19 protein-coding genes are annotated in these 25,215 nt (G+C 70.6%); 13 read left to right on the forward strand and 6 right to left on the reverse strand.

Annotated features, from left to right (window positions below; translation table 11 throughout):
- From ACXJKR_RS00255 to ACXJKR_RS00265, 3 genes are all read left to right on the forward strand, one after another.
- The coding region (locus tag ACXJKR_RS00255) for a GMC oxidoreductase (protein ID WP_457319754.1) at positions 1 to 1,371 on the forward strand (1,371 nt) is incomplete at its 5' end.
- Between the two features lie 2 nt (positions 1,372 to 1,373).
- Positions 1,374 to 1,988, forward strand: coding sequence for a gluconate 2-dehydrogenase subunit 3 family protein (locus ACXJKR_RS00260; RefSeq protein WP_457319756.1), 615 nt, complete (start codon positions 1,374 to 1,376; stop codon positions 1,986 to 1,988).
- Positions 1,989 to 2,232: 244 nt separating this feature from the next.
- The gene (locus ACXJKR_RS00265; protein ID WP_457319758.1) at positions 2,233 to 2,892 is read left to right on the forward strand and encodes a 3-keto-disaccharide hydrolase; all 660 of its coding nucleotides are present in this window, start codon (positions 2,233 to 2,235) and stop codon (positions 2,890 to 2,892) included.
- 13 nt (positions 2,893 to 2,905) lie between these two features.
- Here ACXJKR_RS00265 and ACXJKR_RS00270 read toward each other — a convergent pair whose 3' ends face one another.
- Positions 2,906 to 3,679: a PEP-CTERM sorting domain-containing protein gene (locus ACXJKR_RS00270; protein WP_457319760.1), complete on the reverse strand. Its 774-nt coding sequence runs from the start codon at positions 3,677 to 3,679 to the stop codon at positions 2,906 to 2,908.
- A gap of 122 nt (positions 3,680 to 3,801) precedes the next feature.
- Between ACXJKR_RS00270 and ACXJKR_RS00275 the strand changes: the two genes are divergently transcribed.
- A complete protein-coding gene (locus ACXJKR_RS00275; RefSeq protein ID WP_457319762.1) occupies positions 3,802 to 4,878 on the forward strand; it encodes a hypothetical protein in 1,077 nt (358 codons plus the stop codon).
- 147 nt (positions 4,879 to 5,025) lie between these two features.
- Here the strand turns inward: ACXJKR_RS00275 and ACXJKR_RS00280 are convergent, their stop codons facing one another.
- From ACXJKR_RS00280 to ACXJKR_RS00295, 4 genes are all read right to left on the reverse strand, one after another.
- Positions 5,026 to 5,751 carry a response regulator gene (locus ACXJKR_RS00280; RefSeq protein ID WP_457319764.1) on the reverse strand — a complete coding sequence of 242 codons (726 nt, stop codon included), beginning with the start codon at positions 5,749 to 5,751 and terminating at the stop codon, positions 5,026 to 5,028.
- A gap of 226 nt (positions 5,752 to 5,977) precedes the next feature.
- Positions 5,978 to 7,216, reverse strand: a complete 1,239-nt coding sequence (locus tag ACXJKR_RS00285) for a glycerophosphodiester phosphodiesterase (protein WP_457319766.1) — start codon at positions 7,214 to 7,216, stop codon at positions 5,978 to 5,980.
- Between the two features lie 92 nt (positions 7,217 to 7,308).
- A complete protein-coding gene (locus ACXJKR_RS00290) occupies positions 7,309 to 8,469 on the reverse strand; it encodes a sensor histidine kinase (protein ID WP_457319768.1) in 1,161 nt (386 codons plus the stop codon).
- Entirely contained in the window at positions 8,459 to 9,751 is a 1,293-nt protein-coding gene (locus tag ACXJKR_RS00295; protein ID WP_457319770.1) for a sigma-54-dependent transcriptional regulator, read from the reverse strand. The genes ACXJKR_RS00290 and ACXJKR_RS00295 overlap by 11 nt, the downstream gene beginning before the upstream one ends.
- Positions 9,752 to 9,903: 152 nt before the next feature.
- Between ACXJKR_RS00295 and ACXJKR_RS00300 the strand changes: the two genes are divergently transcribed.
- From ACXJKR_RS00300 to ACXJKR_RS00330, 7 genes are all read left to right on the forward strand, one after another.
- A complete protein-coding gene (locus ACXJKR_RS00300; protein ID WP_457319772.1) occupies positions 9,904 to 12,381 on the forward strand; it encodes an FtsX-like permease family protein in 2,478 nt (825 codons plus the stop codon).
- A gap of 7 nt (positions 12,382 to 12,388) precedes the next feature.
- Positions 12,389 to 13,648, forward strand: a complete 1,260-nt coding sequence (locus tag ACXJKR_RS00305) for an efflux RND transporter periplasmic adaptor subunit (protein ID WP_457319774.1) — start codon at positions 12,389 to 12,391, stop codon at positions 13,646 to 13,648.
- Positions 13,649 to 13,650: 2 nt separating this feature from the next.
- A complete protein-coding gene (locus ACXJKR_RS00310; RefSeq protein ID WP_457319776.1) occupies positions 13,651 to 14,328 on the forward strand; it encodes an ABC transporter ATP-binding protein in 678 nt (225 codons plus the stop codon).
- 186 nt (positions 14,329 to 14,514) lie between these two features.
- Positions 14,515 to 15,084 carry a hypothetical protein gene (locus tag ACXJKR_RS00315; protein ID WP_457319777.1) on the forward strand — a complete coding sequence of 190 codons (570 nt, stop codon included), beginning with the start codon at positions 14,515 to 14,517 and terminating at the stop codon, positions 15,082 to 15,084.
- Complete coding sequence (locus ACXJKR_RS00320) at positions 15,081 to 15,827, forward strand: AAA family ATPase (RefSeq protein ID WP_457319779.1); 747 nt, start codon at positions 15,081 to 15,083, stop codon at positions 15,825 to 15,827. The genes ACXJKR_RS00315 and ACXJKR_RS00320 overlap by 4 nt, the downstream gene beginning before the upstream one ends.
- 128 nt (positions 15,828 to 15,955) lie before the next feature.
- Entirely contained in the window at positions 15,956 to 16,789 is an 834-nt protein-coding gene (locus tag ACXJKR_RS00325; RefSeq protein ID WP_457319781.1) for a CPBP family intramembrane glutamic endopeptidase, read from the forward strand.
- 125 nt (positions 16,790 to 16,914) lie between these two features.
- Positions 16,915 to 20,007: a ligand-binding sensor domain-containing diguanylate cyclase gene (locus tag ACXJKR_RS00330; protein WP_457319783.1), complete on the forward strand. Its 3,093-nt coding sequence runs from the start codon at positions 16,915 to 16,917 to the stop codon at positions 20,005 to 20,007.
- Here ACXJKR_RS00330 and ACXJKR_RS00335 read toward each other — a convergent pair.
- Positions 19,994 to 20,818 carry an alpha/beta hydrolase gene (locus ACXJKR_RS00335; RefSeq protein ID WP_457319785.1) on the reverse strand — a complete coding sequence of 275 codons (825 nt, stop codon included), beginning with the start codon at positions 20,816 to 20,818 and terminating at the stop codon, positions 19,994 to 19,996. The two genes, ACXJKR_RS00330 and ACXJKR_RS00335, sit on opposite strands and share 14 nt — an antisense overlap.
- Before the next feature lie 23 nt (positions 20,819 to 20,841).
- Between ACXJKR_RS00335 and ACXJKR_RS00340 the strand changes: the two genes are divergently transcribed.
- Positions 20,842 to 22,143, forward strand: coding sequence for a M20/M25/M40 family metallo-hydrolase (locus ACXJKR_RS00340; protein WP_457319787.1), 1,302 nt, complete (start codon positions 20,842 to 20,844; stop codon positions 22,141 to 22,143).
- Positions 22,144 to 22,225: 82 nt separating this feature from the next.
- Positions 22,226 to 25,048, forward strand: coding sequence for a xanthine dehydrogenase family protein molybdopterin-binding subunit (locus tag ACXJKR_RS00345; RefSeq protein ID WP_457319789.1), 2,823 nt, complete (start codon positions 22,226 to 22,228; stop codon positions 25,046 to 25,048).
- The last annotated feature ends 167 nt before the right edge of the window (positions 25,049 to 25,215 follow it).

Raw genomic sequence — 25,215 nt, forward strand, 5'->3', positions numbered from 1 at the left:
ATCGGATACGACGATCTGGCGCCCTACTACGACAAGGTCGAGATGCTGGTCGGCATCTATGGCAGCAACGAGGGCCTGGAGAACACACCCGACTCGCCCGAGGGCTGCCTGCTGCCCGCGCCGGCGATGCGCGTGGGCGAGCGCCTCATCAAGAAGCATGCGGCGACGCTGGGCGTGCCCGTCGTGCCCATCCACCGCGCGGTGCTGACGAAAAAGCTCGACGACGCCCGCATCCCCGCCCTGCTGCATCCCGGCAACCCGCGCGCTCAAGGTTTGGTCGCCCAGGCCATGCGCGACCGCGCCGCCTGCTTCTGGGCCACGCCCTGCGGGCGCGGCTGCAGCATCGGCGCCACCTACCAGAGCCCGGCGGTGCACCTGCCGCCGGCGGTGGCCAGCGGCAATCTGGACGTGCTCTGCGACGCCATGGTCTACGAGGTGACGACCGCCAGCGGCAAGGCCAGCGGCGTGCGCTTTGTCGACCGCAAGACCGGCAAGCACATCAAGGCCAAGGCCCGCGCCGTCGTGCTGGCGGCCAGCGCCTGCGAATCGGTGCGCATCCTGCTGAACAGCAAGCCGGGGGGCCTCGCCAACGCCAGCGGCAAGCTCGGCCGCTACATCATGGATACCGTTGGCAGCGACCTGTCGGGCCAGGTGCCAGGCCTGGAAGCCTTGCCGCCCCACAACGAGGACGGCGCCGGCGGCGGCCACGCCTATTCGCCCTGGTGGCTTTACCAGCAGCAGGGCCGCGACTGGCACAAGAAGCTGGGCTTTCCGCGCGGCTATCACATCGAGATCAGCACAGGCCGGCGCATGCCGACCTCGGGCACCGGCGCGGGCCTGGAGTGGCTGACCCAGGGCAGCTATGGCGCGCGCTTCAAGCAGGACGTGAGGCGGCTGTACGGCTCCTTCGTCCACTTCGCCGGCCGCGGGGAGATGATCCCCAACGAGCAGTCCTGGTGCGAAATTGACCCGACGGTGAAGGACCGTTTCGGCATCCCGGTGCTGCGCTTTCACTGGCAGTGGGCCGAGCACGAGACCCGCCAGGCTGCGCACATGCAAAGGACCTTTGCCGACATCATCACCGCCATGGGCGGCCGCGTGCAGGACGGCGGGCCGGAACTGGACGGGGCCAAGGCCATCGCGCCGGGCGGTTCCATCATCCACGAGGTCGGCGGCGCCATCATGGGCGCGGATGCGCGCAACTCGGTCACGAATAGCTGGGGTCAGACCTGGGACGTGCCCAACCTCTTTCTGTCCGACGGGGCGCCCTTCGCGTCCAACGCCGACAAGAACCCGACGCTGACCATCATGGCCCTGGCCTGGCGCCAGGCGGACCACATCGTCGAGCGCATGCGCAAGAAGGAGCTCTGAGCATGGACCGCAGACAGACCCTGCAATGGATGCTGGCCGCCAGCGCCGCCATGGGCGTGGAGGTGTCGGCCGGCGCTACGCCCGCTGCGCGCAAAGGCAAGGGCTATGGCACGGATCCTCAACTCACCAGGACCTACCGCAGCGGCGAGCTGTGGCCGCTGACCTTCACGGCTGATCAGGCGCGCGCCGCGCAGGCGCTGTGTGGCCTCATCATCCCGGCCGACGAATACTCACCCAGCGCCGCGCAGCTCAAGGTCCACCTCTTCATCGACGAGTGGATCAGCGCGCCCTACCCAGATCAGGTCAAGGACAAGGACGTCATCGTCGCGGGCCTGGGTTGGCTGGACGCCGAGAGCCGCTTGCGCTTCGGCAAACGCTTCGCCGAACTCGATGTCACCGCGCAATCGCAGATCGCCGACGACATCTGCTGGGTGCAGAAGGCCAAGCCTGAGCGCGCCGCCGCGGCACGCTTCTTCAAGCGCTTCCGCGACCTGACGGCCGGGGGCTTCTACACGACGCCCGAGGGTTCGAAGGACCTCGGCTTCGTCGGCAATGTCCCATCCGTCACCTTCGACGGCCCCCCTCTCAAAGTCCTTCAGATCGTCGGAGTGGGATGAAACTGCCCCTCGCCCAGTCTTGCCGCGCTGCACGCCGGCAAGCCCAGTCGGTCTTGCAGACCGCGCTGCGGCAGTGCCGCAGCCCTTCGGCAGGCACATTCCGTCCACTGGACGGGATGTGTCCGGCCTCAGCCCCCGAGGGGACGGCGATGCGTGCCGGTTCGACCGGCCCGCACATCGCCCAACGGGCCGGCTCGGGAGCGGCCCAGCGCTCGGCCCGAACACCAATTCATAGGACACCGATATGAAGACCACCCTCCTCGCAGCCAGCCTCGCTGTCGCCACCGCTGCCCACGCCGCCGACATGAATATCAACACGCTGAGCGCCGAAGAAACCGCCGCCGGCTGGAAGCTGCTGTTCGACGGCAAGACGCTGGAGAACTGGCGTGCGAGCGACGCGCCCGGGAGCTTCAGCGTCAAGGACGGTGCCCTCATCGTGCAGGGCCCGCGCTCCCACCTCTTCTACGTCGGCCCCGTGCAGCAGCACGACTTCAGGAACTTCGAGTTCAAGGCCGACGTGATGACCTTTGCCAAGGCCAACTCCGGCGTCTATTTCCACACCAAGTGGCAGGACGTCGGCTGGCCCAGCCTGGGCTACGAGGTGCAGGTCAACAACTCCCACAGCGACCCCAGCCGAACCGGCGGCCTGTGGGGCGTGCAGGACTTCCCCAAGGTCATCGCCCCCGACGGCCAATGGTTCACGCTGACCATCCGCGTCGAGGGCAAGCACGTCACCACGTTCGTCGGTGCCGAGAAGACAGCCGACTACACCGAAGAGTCGCCCATCGTGCGCAAGAAGGGCTTGGAGCAGCGCTACCTCGCCAGCGGCACCTTCGCGCTGCAGGGCCACGACCCCGAGAGCACGGTGCACTTCAGAAATATCAAGGTGAAGGTGCTGCCCTGAAGACCGGCGACCTTCAGCCGCACCTTGCCAGCCGCCGCCGGGCCCAAGGCAGCACGGCCAGGCCGGCCAGCATCAGGCCGTAGGTGGACGGCTCCGGCACGGCCGCGGTCATGAAATGGCCCGAGGCCGACGTGACCGTGACGCCCGTGGGCAGGTCCCAGTTGAAGCGGGCGGTGTGCGAGAAGTCCGCCACCGCGCCGCCTTCGGCGAACACGGACAGCGAGCCATAGATGTAGACCACCAGCGATTGGCCATGCGCCGGCACCAGGAAGGTGCTGCTGATCTCGCGTGAACTGTTCTTGGCGTCGAGCGTGATGGCGTTGCGCCAGCCCTCGGGATTGGTCCCGACATAGAAGCGACTGGTGGCCGAGGAGCCGCTCCACCATTTGCCGCGTTTGGTCTCGCCCTCGACCGACCAGCTCCAGCTGACCGGGTCGCCCGGGTCATGGCTCTCGTCGGCCTGCAGCGTGACCTTGTCGTAGAACCAGGCGTCGGCGCTGGTGCCCCAGTTGCACGACAGCATGTCGGGCCGGCAGCCCTTGGGCAGCGTCGGGTTGTTGCTGGACCAGGCCAGGGCATGCAGGCTGCCCGTGTTCAGCGACGCCTCGGCGGAAGCCTGCACGTTCACGTTGGCAAAGCTGTTGCTGACGTGCGACTGGCCGGCACCGCCGGCGGTCTGGCCGCCCGCGCTGGCGTGAACACCGGAAGTGGCGAAAGGCTGACCGGCCGCCGCATTCGCGGTCAGCACGGCCGAAGCCAGCAAGAGGGGGGTCAAGAGCAGTTTCATGGCGGTGATGGCAGGGTTGTTGACGGTCCGAAGTGTGTTTTTCAGGCCCTCCTGGCGCATCGCCCGCGAAGAGCCACGTGAGAGCCATGGCACCGTCATAAATGCATGGCTCCCCATGGGTGATGCGCCGCTGGCGCCTGCGGCCGACGATGCCGGCCATCACATCCCTGCCGGAGTTCTTCCCCATGCCTTCACATCCCACCGCCCCGACGCTGCTGCTCGCCCTCGCCGCCTTCAGCCTGCTGGCCGACACCACGCAAGCGCAAACCGCTCAGCAGCGCCGCCTCGTGCTCGACGTCGAACTGCTGCGCCAGGGCCCCGTGCAGGCCGGCGCGGACCGCGGCGAGCAGACGCTGAGCCAGCGCTGGCAGTTCAGCGCCCTGCTGCAGAGCGACGGCACACCCATCCCCTACAACCCGCTGGACCCCGACGATCACCGCCGCCAGCTTGAAGCCGCCCAGCGCGCCGTCACGGCCGCGTCCGCCGCCCCCACACCCGACTGGCGCGCCATGCAGGCCAAGGCGCAGGCGCTGCAGGCACGCTGCGGGCAGGACAGTGCCTGCCTGATGCGCGAGGCGTCGGCCTTGAGCGCGGGTGCGATGCCCGGCGTCAACCGCGGCAGCCAGGGCGTGATGCAGGGCTACGGCCAGGCGGCGGCCGCCTGCGAACGCCAGCCCGCCGGCAAGGCCCGCGAGGCCTGCCGCGCCGACGCACGCCGCGCCGCCGGTGGCGGTGCCGATGCACCCGACGATAGCGGCCCGGCCACGCCTTACTTGCTGTTCACCGGACCGATGGCCTGCAACCTGCAGTTGAGCGCCAAGCTGGACGAGCGCGTGCAGGGCCGCTTCAACGATGTGCAGGGCGTTGTCCCCTTCACCGAGACGGCCCAGGGCAGCGAGACTCGCCGTGACGATGCGCCCTGCCCGACGCTGCAGGCCGTGCTGGACACCCGCAACGGCCGGGTCTGGACGGCGCTGGGCCTGGTGCCGCAGGATGTGCAGGGCGTGCAGACCCGCGAGGAGGCCAATCGCCGCAAGCAGCGCCACGAGGGCCGCATCGGCCTGCAATGGCGCGAGGCCCAGCCCTGGCTGCAGCAGCGCCTCGTGCAGCTCAGTTCAGGGGGCCAGGATCAGGCGCGCCTGCCGGCCGGCACCGGTCAGGCGGAGATCAAGATGAAGTGGAGCTTCAGACCGACGTGACTGACGCCCCTCGTCCGGTCAGGCCTCGCTGAACGTGGGCCTGACCGGCCGGTCCCCCGAGGGGACGGCGATGCTCGCGGCTTCGAGCCGCGAGCACATCGCCAAACGCGGGCCGGCTAGGGAGCGGCCCGGCGCTCGGCCCGCAAGTTACGTGCTCGGCGGTGGCGGGGCGCGCAGGTCGCTGACGCGGCGGCCGCGCTTGCTGGCGGCGCTGCGCAGGTGCACCAGCGACTCCACGCGCTTGAGCAGTTCGCGGTCGTTCCAGGGCTTCTTGAAGATGCCGTAGACGCCCTCGATCTGGCCGACGCGGCCGTGCAGCTCGTCGTGGCCAGTGATGGCGATAACGGGCAGGTCTTCGGTGATCAGGCTGCCATGCACGTCGGCGATCAGCTCGAAACCGTCCTTGTTGGGCATCTCGAGGTCGGTGATCAGCACGGCGATCTCGGGCTTCTCGTCCAGTTGTGCCATGGCCTCGTTGCCGTCGTTGACCTGGACGACCACGAAGCCCGCACCTTCCAGCAGGCGCTTGAGCTTGGTGCGCACGACGGCCGAGTCATCAGCGATCAGCACGGTGGGTGGCCCCTCCGGCACCACGGGCGCGGGGGCGGCCGGCGGCTGCATCGGCGTAGGCGCCGTGACGAAGGCGCTGGCCATCGACGGGCCAGCAGTGGCTGAGCCAGGCAGCGGCGGCAACACCACCGGCGCGTTGGCGCGCTGGCCCCCTTGCGGCGGGCGTGGCGGCGGCGTGTATTCGCGCGGCGGACGGTAGTCGTCACGCTTGAAGGCGGCGATGAGCACGATGATGGCCAGCGGTATCGCGATCAATACCGGCATCAGATAGGCGCCCAGCAACTCCTGCAGCTCGTGAAACATCGACTCCATCCCCGGGGTGTAACAGCGGGCAGCCTAACACCCGCCACACGGTCACACCACCGAGGAAAGCCGGTAAGAGTGCACCCCTCGCCCGGTTTTGCGCGCTGAACGCGGGCAAACCCAGTCGGTCCCCCGAGGGGACGGCGATGCTTGCGGCATTGAGCCGCAAGCACATCGCCTGCGGGCCGGCTTGGGAGCGGCCCGGCGCCGGTCCGCGTTCCGTACCTCAATCCCGGCTGGAGACGCAGCCCCGGCCGTTCACGAGGCAGCGGGCGTAGCCGGCGTCGTTCTTCAGCAGGAACATGGCCCGCGCCGCGAAGGCCGAGTCGGCAAAGTCGGCGAACACGCCGTCCACGCCCAGCTCGTAGAAGGCCAGGTATTCGTTGACCGGGCTGCCCTGGTAGTCGCTGGCCAGGCGCTTTTGCTCACTGCGGAAGGTGTAGGGGTGCACCACCAGGCCGAGCTTGTGCGCGTTGGCGACGATGTCGCTGGCGGGCAGCAGCTTGCGGTCGCGCTCGTCGACCAGGCCGTCGCCGTTGCTGTCGGCACAGCCACCGCCCGCGGCCACCGTCTTGCAGGCGCTGGACAGCAGATAGACCTTCCACGGGCCGATGCCATCGGCATAGGTCTTCACCTCGGCCAGGCCGGCTGGCGTCAGCAGGTCCTTGAACAGGCCGGCGCGGCCGGACACGACCCAGTCGTAAGGCTTGTCATAGGGCTTGTTGAAGGCCAGGCTGCCGTCGGCATTGACGTCGTCGGCATCCACCAGCTGCACCAGGCGCAGGCTGGACTTGCTGCGCAGGTATTTCAGGTTGGCCGTCTCGAAGGACTGCACGATGACCGGCGCGCTGCGATGGTTCCAGCCAGCTTTGGTCAGCACGCGCAGCAGGCGGTCTTCCAGGGCCAGGCCGAGGCTCTGGTGATAGGTCGGGTGCTTGGTTTCCGGGTAGATGCCGATGCGCCGCCCTTCCTCGGCCGACTTGCGCTTCACGAAGGCGATGACCTCCTCCAGCGTCGGGATCTCGAATTGGCCATTGAAGGATGGGTCGCGGTCGGCCAGCGGCTGGATGGCGCGCAGCGTCTTGATCTCGGCCAGCGTGAAGTCGCTGGCGAAGAAGCCCGTCTCGGTCGCGCCGTCGATGACGGCGGTGCGTTTGCGCGAGGCGAACTGCGGCAGCGAGGCGACGTTGGTGGTCGCGATCAGGTTGGGCTCGTGGCGGACGATCAAATGGCCGTCCTTGGTCGCGACAAGATCAGGCTCGACATAGTCGGCACCCATGGCGATGCCCAGGGCGTAGTTCTCCAGCGTGTGGTCGGGCAGATAGCCGGTGGCGCCGCCGCGGTGGCCGATGACCAGCGGCGCGTTCTCGGCGCGGCCGCGGTCATGGGCGGTAGCGCTGAGTGACGAACTCAGCGAGGCGAGGGTGAGCAGGCACAGGCCGGCCCAGCGAAGGGGTTTGAACATCGGATGGCTCCTGGGTGACCGAGCGCCGCAGGGTAGGCGGCGGCGGTGACGAGGCCGTGAACCTGGAACCCCCTAGCTCCGCTGCAACTGCATCAAAACGTCAAGACGAAGCAGGCGCCGCCACCCGGCCGTTTGGCGTGGCGCACCGAGCCGCCGAGGCCATGCACCAGCTGGCGCACGACTGCCAGGCCCACGCCGCTGCCGCCCTCGCGCGTCGTGAAGAAGGGCGTGAAGATGCGGCTCTCCAGCCCCGGCGCCACGCCCGGACCGTTGTCGGCCACCGTCAGCCGCAGCCGCGCGCCGCGGCTCAGGCGGGCTTCGATCAGCAGCTCGGGCTTGGAATAGCCGGCGCAAGCCTGCAGCGCGTTCTGCGCCAGGTTGATCAGCACCTGTTCCAGCTGCGCCGCGTCCGTGCGCAGGGCCAGGCTTTCGGGTTCGACCGCGAGCCTGACCGCGCCGCCGGCCACTTCCCAGGCCGGCGCCAGCAGCCGCTGCACCGCCTGCAGCAAGGGCAGCAGCGGCGTGTCGGCCAGCGTTGGCGCGGGCGGCTGGCTGACGCTGCGGTAGCGCTCGACAAAGGCCTGCAGATGCGCCGCCCGCCGCGCCAGCGTCGCCAGCGCCGCCTGCAGCTCGTCGTGCTCGCCGGCGTCCAGCAGGGCCGGCGCGCTGGTGGCGAGCGACGCGATCGGCGTCAGCGAATTCATGATCTCGTGGGTCAGCACCTGCACCAGCTGGCGCCAGGCGGCCAGCGTCTCGGTCTCCAGCTCGGACTCGATGGGTGCCAGTGCCGCCAGCCGCCAGGCCTGGCCTTGCACGGTCAGCGCCGACACGGCCAGCACGGCGCGCTCCTGGCCATGCTCGGTGGGCAGGGTGACGACGCGCCGGCCGGGGCCGGTGTCCAGCAGAGCAAGCAGCGCCGCAGGCTCGACGGCGCGGCCCGGGGCGATGAGCCGGCGCGCGGCGGCGTTCAGCGCGAGAGGCGGTGTCCCGGCCATGAGGCGCCACAGCGCGAGCGGGGCGTGTTCGAGTGCGGCATCCAGGTCCGGGCGCGGTGCGGGCGGTGGGTCGGGTGGGAGCGGCGTCGGCCGGTGGGCAAGGCGACTCAGTGCAGTCCACCCAATGGCAGCGGCGAGGCAGCCGGTCAGCGCGCAGGCGACGAGCAGGCGCGGGGCGTCCAGTGAAGCGGCGGCGCCCGCCGCGCTTGCTGCCAGCCCCATCGCAGCCACCACGACACGCGTTCGTTCAAAGCCCATGCTTCTCAAGCCGTCGATACAAGGCCGCGCGGCTGACGCCCAACAGCTTGGCCGCCTGGCTGATATTGCCGTCGGCCTGTGCCAGCGCCGCCTGTACGGCCTCGCGTTCGCGCTGGGCGAGGTCCAGCCCATGCTCGACCGGCGCCGGCTTGGCCGCGTCGGGGAGGCCGAAGTCGTCGAAGGTGAACACCGGTCCGCGCGCCAGCAGCGCGGCGCGCTCGCAGGCCTGGCGCAGCTCGCGCACATTGCCGGGCCAGCGGTAGGCGCACAGCCTGGCGAGTGCGTCGGGCGTCAACTCGACCGTGCGCTTGGCGAACTGCGCGAGGTAGTGGCGCAGCAGCAGCGCGATGTCGCCGGCACCGCGCTCGCGCAGCGGCGGCACGCGCAGCACCACGGTGTTGAGGCGGTACAGCAGGTCGGGCCGGAAGCGCCGCGCGTCGAACAGCTCGGCCTCGGCCACATTGGTGGCGGCCAGCACACGCACATCGACCGGCACCGGCTTGTCGCTGCCCAGTGGCGTCACCTCGCGGCGCTCCAGCGCGGCCAGCAGCTTGGCCTGTTGGGCCAGTGGCAGGTTGCCGATCTCGTCGAGAAACAACGTGCCACCGGCCGCTGCGACGAAGCGCCCGGGCCGTGACTCGCGGGCGTCCGTGAAGCTGCCGCGGCGGTGGCCGAAGAGTTCACTCTCCACCAGTGCCTCGGGCAGCGAGCCCATGTCCACGGCCAGTAGCGGCCCGGCCGCACGCGGCGAGGCGCTATGCAGTGCGCGCGCCACCAGCTCCTTGCCGACGCCGTTCTCGCCCAGGATGAGCACGCTGGCTTCGCTGGCGCCGACTTGCGCGATCTGCGAGCGCAGGGATTGCATCGCCGTCGACTCACCCAGCAGCTCGCCCGCGGCAGGCGCGGGAGCACGTCGGGCCAGCGCCGCCTGCACGCAGGCCACCAGCCTGTCGTTCGCCCAGGGCTTGGTGATGAAGTCCACCGCGCCGCTCTTGAGCGCCTGCACGGCCAGTTCCACCTCGGCATAGGCGGTCATGACGACCACCGCCGGCGCGTTGCGGCGCGCCACCACCTCACGCAGCAGCGCCAGGCCGGCCACGCCATCGCTGGCGCCGGGTGTGAAGTTCATGTCCAGCAGCAGCACGTCGGGCGCCATCTCGTCCAGTGCGGCGGCCAGCTCGCGCGGGTCGTTGCGCACGGCCACTGCGCTCAGCCTGCGCAGCGCAAGCCGCGCGGCCAGGGCCACGTCGGGGTCGTCGTCGAGGATGAGGATGCCGGGCATGAGAGGGCGCGACTCTAAGCGGGGCCGGGGCTGCGGGGAAGGTGGTGTTCGGAAGCGGACAGTCGAGCTGTCCGCTTGCGGACGGTCGCCATGCCTTCAGGCCGCGTTGGCCTGGGAGAACGCTCCTGGCCCGCCTCTTGCAAAACCGGGCCATGACCCAGCTCCCCACCTCCACCGCCTGGCGCGGCGCCTGGCGGCAACTGCGTGCCGAACCCGGCCCGGCCGCCCTCGTCATCGCCGGCCTCGCGCTGGGCCTGGCGCTGACGCTGCTGACCGCCAGCTTCCTGCAGGACACGCTGTGGCCCGATGCCCGCGTGCCCGAGCCCGACCGGCTCATCACCTTCGAGTGGCGGGTGCGCGGGCCCGGCGGCATCACGACCGACTGGTTCGGCGACGTGCCGGCCGTGCCGCTGAACGCCGCCTTGCGCGACACCGGCGCGCCGGTGGGGCCGATGAGCCGCGTGCTCTACACCTTTTTGCACGCGCGCGCCAGCGAGGCGCAGGGCCAGCCCCGTGGCGTGCGGCTGGTCATCGCCATGGCCGATCCCGACCTGCAGACGCTGCTGGGCTTGCAGCCGGTCGCCGGCGACCTGAAGGCCGCGATGTCGTCGCCCGAAGGCATTGCGCTGACGGAAGTCGCCGCGGAGCGGCTCTTCGGCACCGCGCAGGTCCTCGGCCGCACCTTCACCCTGTCCTTGCCGCCCGACCCCGAGGGGCACACGCCGGCCATGCAGTTCGCGCTGACCGTCAAGGCGGTGCTGCCCACGCACAACATGAACGGCCCGCTGATCTACGACGCCATCGCCGGCTTCCAGGCACCGGCCGCCAAGGCCTACCTGGCGCGCTCGGACAACTGGTACCAGAACTCCGGCCGGCTGTTCGCCCGCCTGCAACCTGGCGCCACGGCCGAGCAGCTCACCGGCCTGGCGCAGCGCCTGGTCGACCGGCAACCCCTGCCGCCGGGCTTCCCGATGGACTTCCTCAAGGGGGGCGGCAAGGCGGCCTATCTGCGCGCCCTGCCCGTGGCCGACATCGGCCTGCACGGCGCCGGCAGCCCGCAGCGGCGTCAGCAGCTGGCCGGCCTGGCCGCTGCATCGGCCGGCGTGCTGGGCCTGGCCGTCATCAACTTCGTCAACCTGTGGAGCGTGCGCACGCTCAGGCGCCAGCGCGAGATCGGCCTGCGCAAGTCCCTGGGCGCGGGCGCCGGCCAGCTGGCCGCGCAGTTCTTCGCCGAGGCGGCCGTGGTTGCCGGGTTGGCTGGCGGGCTCGGGCTGCTGCTGGCCTGGTGGGCCGCGCCCACGGCGTCGGTGCTGCTGCAGCATCCGTTTGACGCGCCGGTGCTATCGCCCGTCATGGTGGCGCTGACGGGCCTGCTGTGCTTGGGCATCGCGGGGCTGAGCTCGCTGCCCCTGGCGGCGATCGCGCTGCGGGTGCGGCCGGCGGAGTCGCTGGCCGGCCGCAGCCACAGCGAGGGCGCGGCCAGCCGCTGGCTGCGCCGGCTCATGACGGCGCTGCAGTTCGGCGCCGCCGCGCTGTTCGCGTCGCTGGCGCTCACCGTGCTGTGGCAGGCCGAGCATGCCGGCGGCATGCCGCGTGGTTTCGAGCTGCAGGACCGCGTCGCCGTCGACCTGCCCTGGGAAGCGCAGCCGGCGCAGACGATGGCGGTGCTCGAGGAAGTCCGCCGCTGGCCCGAGGTCGTCACCGTGGCCGCCGCCGACGACGTGCCGGGGCGGGATTTTTCGAGCTGGTTCTCCGAGTTCAACCGCCCAGGCGCCCCGCCCATGAACCTGCGCACCGGCGTCGGCTTCACCCCTGGCTATCTGCAGGTCTATGGCATGCGGGTCATCGCCGGCCGGCTGTCGGCCGACCATGTCGCGGAGGTGGCGCAGAACGGCCTCGTGCTGGACCGCAGCGCCGTGCGCGCGCTCGGCTTTGCCAGCCCCGAGGCGGCGGTTGGCCAGACGCTGGGGGTGTCCCCCAACTTCCACGATGGCAAGCCCGCCACCGTCGTCGCCGTCATCGACGACATCCGCCTGGAAGGCCCGCGCAGCCCGCCGCAGCCGCATGCCATCTCGCCCGTGGTGACGCGCGGCGCGGGCGCCATCGGCGTGCACAGCCGTGACCCGCAGGCCACGCGCCGCAAGCTCACGGCACTGCTCAACGAACGCTTTCCCGACTCGTTCATCGAGGCCCTGCCAATGCGCGACATGCTGCTGCAGAAGGTCGCAGAGGACACCCGCCTGGGCCGGCTCATCGGCTTCGCGGGTTTGCTGGCCCTGGCGCTGGCCGCCGTGGGCATCTACGCCCTGGCCGCCTACACGCTGCGCCGCCGCGAGCGCGAGATCGTGCTGCGCAAGCTGCACGGTGCCGGCCCCGGTGCAGTAGCGGGATTGCTGGCCGCCGAGTTCGTCGGCGTGCTGGCCGCCGCCTGCGCCGTGGCGCTGCCGCTGGCGGCCTGGCTGTCGCAGCTCTACCTGAGCGGCTTCGTCGAGCGCGCGCCGGTGGGACCGTTCTCGCTGTGGGCGCTGCTGGCCGCCGTCGCGCTGCTGACCGTGGTGACGACGCTGGCCGTGGCGCGGCACCTGCATGCGGCGCTGGCGCTGCGGCCACTCCAGGCGCTGCGTGGCTGACGCGCCAATGAATGCCGCGCTCTCCGGCGCCGCCATGGACCGCCGCGTCGCGGTGCCCAGGCGCTACGGCCTGATCGTGCTGGCGGTCCTGGCTGCGCTTGCCGCGGCCTTGCTGCTGGTGCGCTACTGGCCGCGCGGTGTGGCGGTGGCGCGCGCCGACGTGGAAATTGYCGCCGTGAAAACCGGCCCCTTTCGCGACCTCGTCGTCGGCCGCGCCGTCGTGCAGCCGCTGCAGTCGGTGCTGCTGGACGCCACCGAGGACGGTCGCGTCGAGCAGGTGCTGGTGAAGGATGGCGCCAGCGTCGCGGCCGGCCAGCTGCTCGTTGTGCTGAGCAGTACCCAGCGCGCCCAGGAGTTGATGGCGCGCTCCAGCGAGGCGGCGCAGCAGCTGGCCAACCTCGCCACCTTCCGCGCCGGGCTGGCCCAGGCGAAAGCCGCGCAGCGCCGCGAGCTGACGCAAGGCGAGTTCGAGCTGGAGCGCGTGCGCCGCCTGCACCAGCGCAACGTCGGCCTGGCCGCGCAGGGCTTCCTGTCGCCGTCGGCGCTCGAGGACTCGGCCGACAAACTGGCCATGGCCCAGCGCCTGCTCACGCAACTGCAGGCCGACGGCCGCGAGGAGCTGCGCACCCGCGAGCAGTCGGTGCAGGCCATGCAGCGCGCCGTCACCGACCTGGACCAGCGCCTCACCGCCATGCGCGCCGCCAGCGAGGGCCTGGCCATGCGCGCGCCGGTCGCCGGCCGCGTGACGGGCCTGACGCTGCAGGTCGGCGAGAGCGTGCGCGCCGGCACCCGCATCGCGCGCCTGGACAGCCTGGGCCGTTTCAAGCTCGACCTGCGGCTGGATGAGTTCCACCTCGGTCGCGTGCGCGAAGGCCTGGCCGGCACGCTGGTGCACGAAGGCCGCAGCCATGCGCTGCACGTCGCGCGCATCGACCCGCAGGTCAAGGATGGACGCTTCACCGTCGAGCTGGCCTTCGACGCCGAGCCGCCCGCGCTGCAGGTCGGCCAGGGTCTGGACGTGCGCCTGACGCTGGGCCAGGCGCAGGACGCGCTGCTGCTGCCCGACGGCGGCTTCTATGCCGACACCGGCGGCGCCTGGGCCTTTGTGCTCGACGCGGACGGCCGCCACGCCCAGCGCCGCCCGCTGCAACTGGGCCGGCGCGCCGATGGCGTCATCGAAGTGCTGGGCGGCCTGCAAGCCGGCGAGCAGGTCATCGTCTCCCCCTACCGCGCCCTGGCGGGCGCTTCCGCTCTCGACATCCACTGACCATGTTCAAGCTCAAGCACCTTACCAAGACCTTCCACACCGGCGACATCGAGACCACCGCGTTGGACCGCATCGACCTCGACATCGAGGCCGGTGAATACCTCGCCATCACCGGCCCTTCGGGCTGCGGCAAGTCCACGCTGCTGGGCATCCTCGGCCTGCTGGACGCGCCGAGCGGCGGCGAATACTGGTTCGACGGCCAGAACGTCGCCGGCTGGACCGAGAAGCAGCTCAACACGCTGCGCCGCGGCCGCATCGGCTTCGTGTTCCAGAGCTTCAACCTGATCGACGACCTGAGCGTGGCCGAGAACATCGCGTTGGCGCTGGAATACGGCGAACTGCCCGCGCGCGCTCGTCGCGAGCGCATCGCAGAGGTTATGGAGCGCCTGGGTATCGCCCATCGCGCCGGCCACCGGCCCAGCCAATTGAGCGGCGGCCAGCAGCAGCGTGTGGCGATCGCCCGTGCCATTGCCGCCAGGCCCGCGTTGCTGCTGGCGGACGAGCCCACCGGCAACCTCGACAGCGCCCATGGCGCGGAGGTCATGCGGCTGCTGCGCGAACTCAACGCCGAGGGCACGACGCTGGTCATGGTGACCCACTCGCTGGAGCACGCGGCGCAGGCGTCGCGCACGCTGCGGCTGCTGGATGGGCGGGTGGTGGTGGATGCGGTGTCGGCCTAAGTCGCTCCGGCGGGTTACGGCCGCCACTGACGCTGTACTTGCACGAGGCGGCATAGTCAAAGCTCGTCAACCTAGCCTGACACCATGCGCCTGCGAAGTGCCACCCTTTTCCTGGCAGCCCTGATCCTCGCCCGCCCGGCAGCGGCGGCCTGTGAGAGCCGATGGCATATGCCCACTGCACAGGCCATGACCATCGCACCCGACGGCGAATTCCGCGTCGCGCACTTCGGCAGCGGCGAGTTGCACGTCCTCAGTCGCAGCGACAAGGACAAACCGCCTGTCGAGGTGCTCTACGTGCGCACGGCCGAGGGCGGGGCCATCCTCGTCAAAGGCGTGGCTGCCGCGGAAGTCGACAACGCCGCACGGGAATCACCCTGGCTGGCGCTGGAGTCGGCGCCCGTTCTGTCGGCTCTGGCCGACGCCTTCAAAGACAGCCCCTGCGGCTCGGCAGGACGCCATGCGGCGACGGTGGCGAAGACCAGCGTGCCCGGCAGCGCTTCGTCGCGCTTCGTCGGCGCCACCATCACCGCTGTCATCGAGCGCCCGGGTGAGGTCAGCTTCGACATCCGCTTCCCCAACTCGTCGTTGCCCACCTATGCCGGTCGGCTGAGCTACCTGGAACCGGCGCCGTCCTTGCCAGAGTCGACCGTTGTCGGTGGCTTCAGCGTCGTGCGCATGGGCAGCCGGACCTTCGTCGCACCGGATGGCATGACGGCGGCGCAGCTGCGCATCCGGTTGTCGCAGGACAGGCCGTGATCTCCACCCAGTTCATCCTCCACCTCGCCCTGCAGCGCGACAAGGTGGACTCCTTCGACCGCTATCCCTTCAACCTGCCCGCCGTGCGTACGCTGGAGCGGCTGGAGATGCATCCCAAGGTCACCTTCCTCGTCGGCGAGAACGGCTCGGGCAAGTCGACGCTGCTGGAGGCGCTGGCCGTGTCGCTGGGCTTCAACGCCGAGGGCGGCAGCAAGAACTTCCGCTTCGGCACGCGGCTGTCGCATTCCGAGCTGCACGGGTACTTGCGGGTGGCCAAGGGCTACAAGCCGCCGCGCGATGGCTTCTTCCTGCGYGCCGAGAGCTTCTTCAACGTCGCGACCGAGATCGAGAACCTGGACGCGGGGCCGGGCGGTTCACCGATCATCAGCGGCTATGGCGGCAAGTCGCTGCACGAGCAGTCACACGGCGAATCCTTTCTCGCGCTGCTCAACGAGCGCTTTGGCGCCCGGGGCCTGTACCTGCTTGACGAACCCGAAGCGGCGCTGTCGCCGCAACGCCAGCTCGCCGCGCTGGCGCGCGTTCACGAACTGGTGAAGGCGAATTCCCAGTTCATCATCGCCACGCATTCGCCGCTGCTGATGGCCTATCCCGACGCCTGGATCTACCAGTGCACGCCGGACGGCGTGCGCCGCGTGGCCTACGAAGACACCGAGCACTACCGCGTCACGCGCGACTTCATGGCCGACCCGCAGCGCGTGCTGGGCGAACTGCTGGCGCGTTAAGCCCGGCGATCGTCGACAGCACTGCACATCTGCCCCGCCAACGCAGGCTTCGCGCACGCTGCGGCTGCTGGATGGCAGGGTGGTGGTGGATGCGGTGAGTGCGGTGGGTTGATATTAGAGTGCGGCCGATGCCGCACGTTGCCGACACCGCGCTGACAACCCAAGCCCGCCGTTGGCTGGCACTGCGCAGCATGGCTTTTCTGCTGTGCGCCTTCCCGCTCGTGGTCGTCGTCTACCAGGGCCTGCCGTTTCCGGTCGGTCCGCACAGGCCGATGTTGTACGGCCTGGCGACCGCGCTGTTGCTGGCCGCGCTTGCGCGTGCCCTGATGCGCCGCGAGGGCCGGTCGCTGGCCGACCTTGGCCTCACAGTGTCGGCCCGTGCCTTCAGCCACCTGGGCCTGGGACTGGTGGCGGGCCTGCTGCTTTTCGCCGCGGCGACACTTGTCATGGCGCTGTGGCTGCCCGTTGAATGGCGGATGAAGGCGGCGCTGCTGCCGGCTTCTATCGGTGGCGCCCTGCTCTTTCACCTCCTGACCAATGCCTGCGAGGAACTGGCCTGGCGCGGCTACGCCCTGGACGGCCTGCTGCGCAGCCTCGGCCATTGGCCGGCGCAAATCATCGTGGCGCTCGTCGCGGCTGTCTTTCATGTGCTGTCCGGCTGGAGCTGGCAGGTTGCGCTGGTCAGCACGACGGCCGGTTCCTTGCTGTTCGGTCTGGTTTTCATCCGCTGGCGCAGCGTGCCGGCCGCCATCGGCGTGCATGCAGGCTGGAACTGGGCGCGCGACCTGGTGATGTCGCCCGACGGCGCCGCCGCGGTACTGGACGTGCGCGGTCCGCAGGCCTGGAGCCTGGGCCAGTGGGAGGTGGCACAGGCCGTCTATGTGGGCGTCACGCTGCTGGCCTGCGTTGCGCTGCTGCGGTCGCTGAACCGCCGGCCGCCTGCCGTGCTGGCGTGGACATAGCCGCGGCATTACGCGCGACTGTGGCATGTCAAGTCGCCGATCGCCGACAGCACCGCACATCTCCCCCGTCCGCCCTAACCCCAGCAGGCCGGCGCCGTCAATCGCCGCCTTTAGGATGCCGGCCCATGCACCCCCTAATTCAAGGCCTGCTTGGCCTGATGCTGCTCGGGGCGGGTCTGGCCCGCGCCGACGCCGGCGTGGGCCCGCTGGAGGTGCAGTTCCGCAGCGTGACAGTGCCGCAGAACTCGGTGCCGGCGATCTCGCAGGACCGGGCCGGGTTCATGTGGATCGCCACGAGCAAGGGGCTGACGCGCTACGACGGCTACCGGCTGCGGCCCATCGAGCAGGCCGGTGACACGACGGCCAAGCGCAGCCTGGGCTGGGTGCGGGCACTGGCGCCAGCGGCCGACGGGCGCATGTGGATAGGCACGGAGTTCCAGGGCCTGGTGGCCTACGACCCCGAACAGGACCGCGTCGAAAGCCATGGCAGCGCCCAGGGCGGCGCGGGCCCGCAGCCGCCCATCCGCGCGCTGGCGGCGGCGCCGGACGGCGCCATCTGGGTCGGCACCCTGGGCCAGGGCCTGTACCGTTACGACCCGGCGGCCACGCGATTCGAGGCCCACGAGCTGCACTGGCGCGGCCAGGCCGAGAAGCGGGTGCTGGCCCTGCAGGTGGGCGCCGACGGGGTCGTCTGGGCCGGCCACTGGCGCGGCCTGAGCCGCTTCGCGCGCGGCGCCTGGGAGGACCTGGCCCTGCCCGGCCTGGAACAGGGCATGCCCGTGCCGGCCCTGGCCGAGGACCGTGGCGGGCGCATCTGGCTGGGCACGCAGGACGGCCACCTCGGTGTCGTCGAGCAGGGTCAGGTGCGCTGGGTGCAGGCCCTGGGCATGCCCATCAATGCGCTGGCGGAAGGCCCGGACGGGCGGCTCTGGGTGGGCGGCAAGGTCGGGCTGTTCTGGGTCAACCCGGCCAGCGGCGCCATCGAGGCCAGGCTGCGCCAAGACCCGCGCCGCGCGATGGGCCTGGCCGGCAACGACATCAGCGGCCTGCTGCGCGACCGCAGTGGCGCGATGTGGGTCAGCGGCTATGGCCTGGGCGTGCAGCGCCATCTCTCCCACCCGGCCCTGGCCGTGCGCGGCCCCGATGCCGACCTGAACAGCCCGCTGGCCGAGGCCGATGTGCGCGCGGTGCTGGCGCTGAAGAACGGCGAGGTGCTGGCACCGACGCAGACCGGCCACGTCGCCCGCCTGGACGGCCGCCCGGGCCGCGACCTGGCGACGCTGGGCGAATGGCCGCGCGAGCGGCGCAGCGTCGTCGAGCTCATGGCCGAGGCGGGCGACGGCAGCCTGTGGATGGCCGCGGCCGGCCGCCTGGAGCACCGCGCCGCCGATGGCCGCCTGTTGCGCGACTGGGCGCTGGACGGCGGCCGTGCCCAACAGCTGCTGCTGCGCGCCGACGGCAGCGTCTGGCTGGGCATGCAGGAGGGCCTGTACCGCCTCGCCGGCGATGGCGCCGCAGCGCTGGAGCGGGTGCATCCGCTGAGCGGGCCGCTGCACGGTGGCGTCTATGTGTTGAGCGCCGCGCCGGACGGGCGCCTCTGGGTGGGCGGCCAGCAGGGCCTGTTCCGCGAGAGAACCGCTGGCCAGGGCGGCCTGGAGGTGGTGCCACAGGCACCCGCCGAGTCCCTGGCCAGCCCCATCGTCATGAGCCTGCTGTGGGGGCGCGACGGGCGGCTGTGGGTGGACACGCCGRTCAGCGGCCTGCATCGCCTCAAGGGCTGGGACGGCGAGGGCCGCGCGCGCTTCGAGCGCATCAGCGAGCGCCATGGCGTGGAGGGCGTATTCGGCGGCAATCTGCACGAGGACGCGCAGGGCCGTATCTGGAGCCAGCTCTATGTCTACGACCCGGCGGCCGACCGCCTGGACAGCTTCGGCAGCGCCGAGGGCGCCAACTTTGGCAGCTTCTGGTTCTTTGCCAGCACCGAGCTGCCCGGCGGCGGCCTGCTGTTCGGCGGCAGTCGAGGCCTGCTGCGCGTGCTGCCTGACGCCTACCGCGCGCAGCGCACCAGCCCGCCGCTGGTCGTCAGCGGCCTGCGTGTCAACGGCCAGCCCTGGGAGCAGCCCCGCAATCTTCTGGACGGCCTGAAACTGCCGCCCGGCAAGCGCAGCCTGTCCATCGAGTTCGCGGCGCTGGACTATGCCGACCCGTCTCGGCTGCGCTACGAATACCGTCTGGAAGGCCTGGACAGCGACTGGACGCGCGTCGACGCCAGCGGCCGCAACCCCAGCTTCGGGCCGCTGCGGCCCGGCCACTACACGCTGCAGGTGCGTGCCACGGCCCACCACAGCCTGTGGGGCACCGAGCAGCTGCAGCTGCCCATCACGCTGGAGCCGGCCTGGTGGGAGACCACGTCGGCCCGCATCGGCGGCGGGCTGCTGGCCCTGCTCGCCATCTGGGCCTGGATGCGCTGGCGCACGCGGCTGCTGCGCCGCCGTGAGGTCGAACTCAAGGCCCTGGTGGACGAGCGCACGGCCGAGCTGCGCGAGCTGAGCCTGACCGATGCACTGACGGGCCTGCGCAACCGCCGCTACCTCGAGCTGCGCCTGGACGACGACCTGCGCCTGTGCCTGCGCCGCTTCGAGACCCCCGGAATTGAAGGAGCGGGCGAAGGTCCCGGCCCRGATGCCGACCTGCTGCTGATGCTGCTGGACCTGGATCATTTCAAGCGCGTCAACGACGTGCATGGCCACGCGGCCGGCGACGCGGTGCTCGTGCAAGTGGCCGAGCGGCTGCGCCAGGTTTTTCGCGAGACCGACTCCCTGGTGCGCTGGGGCGGCGAGGAGATCCTGGTGCTGGCCCGCGAGACCGAGCGGCGCGATGCCGCCGAGCTGGCCGCGCGCGTCTGCGCCGCGGTGCGCGACCAGCCCTTCGAGATCGGCCTGGGTGAGACCGTGCACGTGACGGTGTCCGTCGGCTTTTGCGCCTTCCCACTGGACCCGCGCCACCCGCGGCTGTGGGACTGGCGCGCCTGCCTGGCCCTGGCCGATTCGGCGCTGTACGCCACCAAGGCCCAGGGTCGCGACGGCTATATGGGCGCCATCCGCGCCAATGGCCTGTCGCCGCGCGAGGCGCCCGACGGCCTGGCCGCCTGGCGCGGTGAGAAGCGGCTGCAGGTCGCACGCAGCGCCGCGGTCGACGACGCCGTCAGCCCAGCCTGAACAGGGTTTTCAGCGCCGCCGGCAGCTCGGCGCGCCAGGCCGCCTCGTTGTGGCCCGCCTCGGCGGCGATGTGCAGGCTCAACTGCTCGGGCGGCATTTGGCGCGCCAGCTGCTTGTGCATCTGGCGCGTCTGCCCCGCCATGCTGCCGCCTTCCCGGCCGCCACAGTAGAGGTGGATGCGCGTGTCGGCTGGCAGCCGGGCCGCAGCGGTCGCTTCGAAGAGCTGGGGCGCCGCCCAATAGGACGGGCTGAACAGGCCGTAGCGGCCGAACACCTCGCCATGGCTCAGCAGGGCCGCATGGCTGACGAGGCCGCCCAGCGAGCTACCAATCAGGGCCGTGTGCTCGCTTCGGGGAAGCGTGCGCCAGCCGTTGTCGATGAAGGGCTTGACCGTGTTGACGATGAAGTCGAGATAGGCCGGGCCCTCGGCCTTGCCGAGTTCCTTGTGGTCGTAGGGCGCCATCTCGCTGTTGCGCTTTTCGGCGCCGTTGTCGATACCGACGACGAGGGCCTCGAAGCCGGTCTCCTTGGCGAGGATCTCCATCGTTTCGTCCACGCCCCATTCGCCGGCGAAGCCGGTGGCCGCGTCGAACAGGTTCTGACCGTCGTGCATGTAGATGACCGGGTAGCGACGCTCGGGCTGGCTGTCGTAGCTGGTCGGCAGGCACAGCCGCAGCGTGCGGCTGCGGGCGAGCCCCGGCATGGCCAGCGGCTCGGGCAGCACCTGCACGCTGGGCAAGGCCGTCGAAGGGGCGGCCCATGCCGGCAGACAGCTCATTAGGGGCAGGGTCAGCAGCAGGCGGCGTTGCATGGTGGGTGTTGGACACTCAAGGCATGAAGACCCCGCACGCTATCCGAACCGCCCTCGCCCTGCTGCTCGTCACGTCCTCGGCGGTGGCCGCCGGGCTCGACGCCCAGGAGCAGCAGATCGTCGCCAACGTGAAGCGCCACACACCCGACGCGCTGAAGCTGCTGGAGCGCAGCGTCCTCATCAACAGCGGCACGCTGAACCCGACCGGCGTGCGCGAAGTGGGCGCCGTCTACGCCAAGGCCTTCGAGGCCATCGGCTTCAAGGCGCACTGGGTCGACATGCCAGCCGAGATGAAGCGCGCCGGCCATCTGGTGGCCGAGCGCAGTGGCGGCAAGGGCAAGCGCGTGCTGCTGATCGGCCACCTGGACACCGTCTTCGAGAAGGACAGCCCGGTGCCGCCCTGGCAGAGCGACGGCAGCAAGGTGCGCGGCCAGGGCGTGTCCGACATGAAGGGCGGCGACGTCATCATCCTGCTCGCGCTGCGGGCGCTGAACGACGCCGGCGCGCTGGATGGCCGCACCGTGCGGGCCGTCTTCACCGGCGACGAGGAGCGTGTCGGCAGCCCCGCCGAGGTGGCGCGGGCCGCCTTGATCGATGCGGCCAAACAGAGCGACGTTGCGCTGGCCTTCGAGGGCGCGACCAAGGACGAGCAGGGCCGCGACGCCGCCACCATCGGCCGGCGTGCCTCGGGCGGCTGGCATCTCAACGTCACGGCACGCACCGGCCATTCGGCAGGCGTGTTCGGCAAGGATGGCTACGGCGCCGTCTATGAGGCGGCGCGTGTGCTGAACGCCTTCCGCGAGCAGCTCATCGAGCCCGACCTGACCTTCAATGCCGCGACGATCGTGGCCGGCACCAGCGCCAAATGGGATGACAGTGAAAGCCAGGGCCAGGCCTTCGGCAAGACCAATGTCATCCCGCGCGACGCCCAGGTGCGCGGCGACCTGCGCTACCTGACCGCCGAGCAGGGTGCGAAGGCGCGTGAGCGCATGCAGGCCATCGTCGACCAGGCCCTGCCCGGCACGCGCTCGAAGATCAGCTTCCACGAAAGCTACCCGCCGATGGCGCCCACGCCGGGCAATCTGAAGGTGCTGGAGGCCTATTCCCAAGCCAGCGCTGACGCCGGCCTGAATGCCATCGTGCCCTTCCCGCCCGGCCTGCGCGGCGCGGGCGACGTCCAATTCGTCGCGCCGCTGGTCGACAGCCTGGATGGCCTCGGTGCCGCGGGTGGCGGCGCTCACACGCCGGACGAGTGGCTGGAGATCGCGTCCATCGAGCGTGGTGCCATCCGTGCGGCCTTGCTGATCTATCGACTGACTCGATAGGGCATCGACTCAGGCAAAACCCCCGCCAGACAGGGCGGCTGGCGGCGCCAAACTCCCCCCATCGCATGGAAGGGAGACAAGCGTGTCGCAGAACACAAACGGGCCATTCCAACTGACGCGGCGCCGCGTCATTGGCAGCGGCGCAGCCGCAGTGACGCTGCTGGTGCATGAGCTGGCCCTGGCCTTCAAGCCACCAGCCCTGAAGAACCCCGGCGCCCTGCCGCAGCCGGAAGGCACGCCCGTCCAACCGCATGCGCCACCGGGTGCGCCCGACTGGTCCGGCGGCCCAGGCAAGGCGCGCTTTCGCATCGACGGCCTGGCCAAGGTGACGGGTCAGAAGATCTACGCCCGCGACTTCCGCGCCGTCGACATGCCCGGCTGGCCGCAGACCGAGCGCATGGCGATGATCCTGCGCGCGACCGATCCCGGCCTCGCCTTCGCGGGCCTGGACCTGTCCCGCCTCGACGCCGCCGATGCGCGGCCGCTCCTGACCATCACGCAGACGCCTCTGCCCGGCTACACCGGGCCGCAGCGCGACCTGGCCTCCCTGAACCTTCAACTGCCCTTCTCCAGCGCGGGTGCCGATGGCGTCTACCAGCTGCTGGTGCCGATCGGTACGGCGCCGCAGTTCTACGGCCAACCCGTGGCCATCCTGATCTTTGCCGACGGCAACACCTACCGCCGCGCCAAGCGCGCGCTGCAGTTCCAGCCCGGTGTCGTGCAGACCGGCGGCTTGGCCGCGCCTCCCACCCAGCCCTGGGTCATGGCCTACAGCCCGGTCAACTACCTGACGCGTTATGAGGCGGCGGGCATCGAGCCGTTCTCGCAGGTGCAGGTGGGCTATGCGTCCGACCCCTACCAGCCCGACTCCAAGACCCAGCCCTACAACAGCACCGCCCGCCGGCTGCGCGGCCGCATCAACGCCGCGCTGCAGGCGCCCAGCCCCGCCGTGCTGCAGCTCGGCGGCAGCTACAGCACCCAGGTGCTGGACCCGATGTTCATGGAGCCCGAAGCGGGCCTGGCCTGGCTGGACCGCTCCGGCACCGGCACGCTCAACCTCGTGCTCGGCACCCAGGCCACCAACGGCGACTCGGGCGACAGCCTGGCGCTGTTCAGCAAGGACTGCCCCGTCAAGGTCGCGACCGTGGTGCTGAACTCCTGCTATCCCGGCGGCGGCTTCGGCGGGCGCGACGTGTCGACCTTCCCGCCGCTGCTGGCCGTCACGGCGGCCCTGGCCGACGGCCCGGTGCGCATCGCCCAGGACCGCTACGAGCAGTTCCAGGGCGGCCTCAAGCAGCTGGCCAGCCACATCACCCAGCGCATCGCGGTGGACGCGAAGACCGGCAAGTTCCTCGCCTTCGGCAGCCAGCAGGTGCTGCCCTCTGGTGGGCAAAACAACTACAGCCAGTTCGTCGCCATGCTGGCGGCGTATTGCGGCCTCAGCGGCTACGACATCCGCCAAGCCTATGTCGATGCCATCGCCCAGCCCAGCACGGGCGTCGTCGCCGGCTCCATGCGCGGCTTCGGCGGGCCGCAGGCCAGCTTCGCGGTGGAGACGCTGGTCGACGAGGTGGCCGTGGCGCTCAAGCGCGACCCGATCGCGCTGCGCGAGCTCAACGCGCTGCGTGAAGGCGACCGCACCATCACCGGCGCGCCGTTGACCCAGGCGACGACGCTGCGCGAGATCTGCCGCCGCTCGCGCGAGCATGCGCTGTGGCGCGACCGCGAAGCGGTGAAGGCCCGCAAGGCGCGCGAGGGCATCCGCTACGGCGTCGGCTTTGCGCTGGCCAACCAGGCCTATGGCACGGGCAAGGATGGCGTCATGGCCGAGGTGGCCATGGACGGCATCGGGCGCCTGACCGTGCGCACCAACTGCGTCGACATGGGCAATGGCTCGGCGACAACGCTGGCGATCAGTACGGCCGCCTGGCTGGGCCACAACGCCCACGACATCGTCATGGGCGATGTCGGCAGCTTCAATGCGCTGGACGTCAGCACCTATCCGGGCGGCGACTGGAGCAAGCCCAATTGGACGGCGGGATTTGCGATGTCCAGCAGCGCCTGCCTGACGGCCTTCCACCAGGTGCATGTGACCGAGCAGGCCAGCCAGGTGCTCTTCCAGGCCGGTCTGCTGCCGGCGGCGGCGGCGCTCTGGGGCGTGCCGCTGGCGCAGCTGCAGGGCAAGACGAAGTGGGACAAGGGTCATCTCACCGCGCCGGGCCTGGCGCCCTTGGCGCTGCGTGCGCTGGCCACCAAAGTCCACCAAATGGGCCTGACCTCGGCTGCCATGGTGCATGGGCTCTACGAAGGGTCCTGGGTGGTCGGCACCTACGCCGTGCCGGCCGGGCCGCCGCTGCAGCTGCCCATCGACGGCTTGTCGCTGCGCGCCGCGGGCCAGGCGAGCTGGACGCCGGTGCTGCGCCAGAACGTCATCCCGCCCAAGCCCGAGGCCGCGCTTTACGGTCGCAGCCTGTATGCGCCGTCGGGCGTGCTGGTGGCCGTCGAGATCGGGCCCAAGAGTTTTGCGCCGCGTGTCGTCGACGTGCAGCTGCTGGTGGATGCCGGCAAGGTGCTGCAACCCGACCTGCTCTTGGGCCAGGCCCAGGGCGGCATCGCGATGGGCATTGGCTATGCGTTGCTGGAAGACCTGCCGCTGGAGGCGGGCGGCGCGGGCGACGGGCGCTGGAACCTGGACCGCTATCACGTGGCATTGAGCGCCGACGTGCCGCTCGCGCGCATGAGCATCACGCCGCTGCCAACCACCGAGACGACGGCCAAGGGCATTGCGGAGGCGGTGCTCTGCCCCATTGCGCCGGCGATCGGGAATGCGATCGCCCATGCGACAGGGAAGCGGTTTCGGTCGTTGCCGATTACTGGCGCTGACATTGAGAGGGCTTTGTCATGAGCGGCTTTGTGGCAAGGCCCAGCGGGGATTTCGCCCCCGCGGGCGACCTACTTTTTGCGCCGCCAAAAAGTAGGCAAAAAGCTCTCCCCTGCGAAACCGCCCCTGTCGGGGTCCCCTGCGATGCTCGAAGCCCGGGGCCGCGCCCAACTCACTTCGCTACGCTCCGT

Source organism: Roseateles sp. P5_E11 (assembly GCF_054049355.1).

What these genes read in the sequence shown, in the direction of transcription:
- ACXJKR_RS00290 (WP_457319768.1), bottom strand. Translation starts at nt 8,469, where the DNA reads ATGGGCTTTGAACGAACGCGTGTCGTGGTGGCTGCGATGGGGCTGGCA.
- ACXJKR_RS00310 (WP_457319776.1), top strand. Translation starts at nt 13,651, where the DNA reads ATGTTCAAGCTCAAGCACCTTACCAAGACCTTCCACACCGGCGACATC.
- ACXJKR_RS00340 (WP_457319787.1), top strand. Translation starts at nt 20,842, where the DNA reads ATGAAGACCCCGCACGCTATCCGAACCGCCCTCGCCCTGCTGCTCGTC.
- ACXJKR_RS00315 (WP_457319777.1), top strand. Translation starts at nt 14,515, where the DNA reads ATGACCATCGCACCCGACGGCGAATTCCGCGTCGCGCACTTCGGCAGC.
- ACXJKR_RS00335 (WP_457319785.1), bottom strand. Translation starts at nt 20,818, where the DNA reads ATGCAACGCCGCCTGCTGCTGACCCTGCCCCTAATGAGCTGTCTGCCG.
- ACXJKR_RS00270 (WP_457319760.1), bottom strand. Translation starts at nt 3,679, where the DNA reads ATGAAACTGCTCTTGACCCCCCTCTTGCTGGCTTCGGCCGTGCTGACC.
- ACXJKR_RS00295 (WP_457319770.1), bottom strand. Translation starts at nt 9,751, where the DNA reads ATGCCCGGCATCCTCATCCTCGACGACGACCCCGACGTGGCCCTGGCC.
- ACXJKR_RS00285 (WP_457319766.1), bottom strand. Translation starts at nt 7,216, where the DNA reads ATGTTCAAACCCCTTCGCTGGGCCGGCCTGTGCCTGCTCACCCTCGCC.
- ACXJKR_RS00260 (WP_457319756.1), top strand. Translation starts at nt 1,374, where the DNA reads ATGGACCGCAGACAGACCCTGCAATGGATGCTGGCCGCCAGCGCCGCC.
- ACXJKR_RS00280 (WP_457319764.1), bottom strand. Translation starts at nt 5,751, where the DNA reads ATGTTTCACGAGCTGCAGGAGTTGCTGGGCGCCTATCTGATGCCGGTA.
- ACXJKR_RS00300 (WP_457319772.1), top strand. Translation starts at nt 9,904, where the DNA reads ATGACCCAGCTCCCCACCTCCACCGCCTGGCGCGGCGCCTGGCGGCAA.
- ACXJKR_RS00265 (WP_457319758.1), top strand. Translation starts at nt 2,233, where the DNA reads ATGAAGACCACCCTCCTCGCAGCCAGCCTCGCTGTCGCCACCGCTGCC.
- ACXJKR_RS00325 (WP_457319781.1), top strand. Translation starts at nt 15,956, where the DNA reads ATGCCGCACGTTGCCGACACCGCGCTGACAACCCAAGCCCGCCGTTGG.
- ACXJKR_RS00275 (WP_457319762.1), top strand. Translation starts at nt 3,802, where the DNA reads ATGCGCCGCTGGCGCCTGCGGCCGACGATGCCGGCCATCACATCCCTG.